The following is a 1,599-nucleotide window of genomic DNA, read 5'->3' as shown; positions in this document are numbered from 1 at the left end:
CCGCGCGGCGTGGAGTGCCGCGACCGCCACGGCGGCGGCCGAGTCGCGCCGCTCCGGCTCGAGCACGATGTCCGCCCCGACCCCGGCTTGGAGCAGCTGCTCGGCGACGATGAAGCGGGCTTCGCTGTTGCTGATGATCGTTGGGCGGCCGAACACCGCCGGGTCGAGCACCCGGCGTGCGGTATCCTGAAAGGTCGAGGATTCGGCGTTCACCAGGGGGGTGAACTGCTTCGGCATGCTCTCGCGCGAGGCCGGCCACAGGCGCGTACCCGATCCGCCGCACAGGATCACGGGGTGGATCAGCTCAAAACCTACCTGCGCCATGGCCGGAACCTCAAGTGGGGGAAACGTCGTCCAATAGCGACCTAGGTCGCAAGGACCAATTTATCGTCGCAAGCGAAGCGTAGGGCAGCGGGCCGCGAAGTTTGCAATCCGGTTTCACCGTCGGTTCTGTGAGCACTGCACCGAGTAAGCAAGCCCCGCCATGCCCTTCGAGCTCGTTTCAGCGAATCCCTCGATTTACCGGGAGGTTATGCTCAGTTTCAATCTGAGGACCGGCTCGGACGAAATTTTGTGATTGGAATTGCCCCGCTTTCGTAGTGACCCGAAGTTTGCGTGGAAAGGTCACGGCGATGCAGCGTCAGTGGTCCGATCCGCGGTTGGGATGGCTCTCCTTTCATCCCTACCAAGCTGCATCGTCGACCAATTCGTCCGTCGCTTCGGTAATTTGGTTCTCGTCGCGCATCTCCCCCGGGATCGTGGGCATTGTCTGGACTGCGGTGTGTCAAACTCTTTCGTTCATAGCTGATAAGTGCGGCATCCTGCCGACCTTCCATGCTTCGGCAACGCCGTGACGCTGCAGCTTTAGGCCCTCCATTTATTTCACCCATTCGGCCTGACGACGGCGCCCGTTCGTCGAACGGCTGTCTCAGCTTCTCGCACCATGCGCACGACGCACCTGTCGGCCCGGCCGAGCGCAGGCTCGGTGTAGCTCGTACTAGGTGGCGAAGCCTCGCTCGCCTGGCCGGGCATCTGGCGATAACTACGAGCTCCAATACGGTGCTGCGCCTTGTGCAAGGCATGAAGCTGCCGACGATCGATCCGCTGCGGGCAGTGCGAATTAACGACCGGGCGATCCGCAAAAGGAAGACCTACGCCACGCTCGTCGTCAATCTCGACCGTCGACATCCGATTGATTTGTTGCCGAACCGAACTAGCAAGACCTTCGCCGCGTGGCTTTCAGCTGACGTCCCCCCATCGCTTTGGTCCGGCGTGAGTGCGAGTTTTCCGGTTTTGTGAGACCCTGACGGGAGGAGCTGAGCCGTGAAGAAGAGCAGGTTCACCGAAGAGCAGATCGCCTTCGCGCTGAAGCAGGCCGAGACTGGGACGCCGGTCGCGGAGGTGCTGCGCCGTATGGGCATCTCCGAGCAGACATTCTACCGCTGGAAGAAGCTCTACGGCGGTTTGGGCACGGGCGAACTGCGGCGGCTGAAGCAGCTCGAGGAGGAGAACCGCAAGCTCAAGCAGCTCGTGGCCGATCTGAGCCTCGACAAGCACATCCTGCAGGACGTGCTCGCAAAAAAGCTCTGACGCCTGCTC

2 protein-coding genes and 1 pseudogene are annotated in these 1,599 nt (G+C 61.9%); 2 read left to right on the top strand and 1 reads right to left on the bottom strand.

What is annotated here, in order from left to right; translation table 11 throughout:
- Positions 1-324: sugar phosphate nucleotidyltransferase (locus MKK49_RS21110; protein WP_244031850.1), on the bottom strand; the 324-nt coding region annotated here is incomplete at its 3' end.
- 735 nt (positions 325-1,059) lie between these two features.
- On the opposite strand from MKK49_RS21110, the gene MKK49_RS21105 reads away from it, so the two are divergent.
- Positions 1,060-1,299 (top strand): hypothetical protein, encoded by a 240-nt coding sequence (locus MKK49_RS21105; protein ID WP_244031848.1) that lies wholly within the window; start codon positions 1,060-1,062, stop codon positions 1,297-1,299.
- Positions 1,300-1,323: 24 nt separating this feature from the next.
- Positions 1,324-1,584 (top strand): annotated as a pseudogene (locus MKK49_RS21100) (transposase); the annotation flags it as partial.
- Between the last annotated feature and the right edge of the window lie 15 nt (positions 1,585-1,599).

This window comes from Methylobacterium sp. J-090 (assembly GCF_022829345.1).
Lineage (GTDB): Bacteria > Pseudomonadota > Alphaproteobacteria > Rhizobiales > Beijerinckiaceae > Methylobacterium.
Note: the sequence above shows the minus strand (reverse complement) of the source record. Positions and strands in the feature narration are given on the sequence as shown.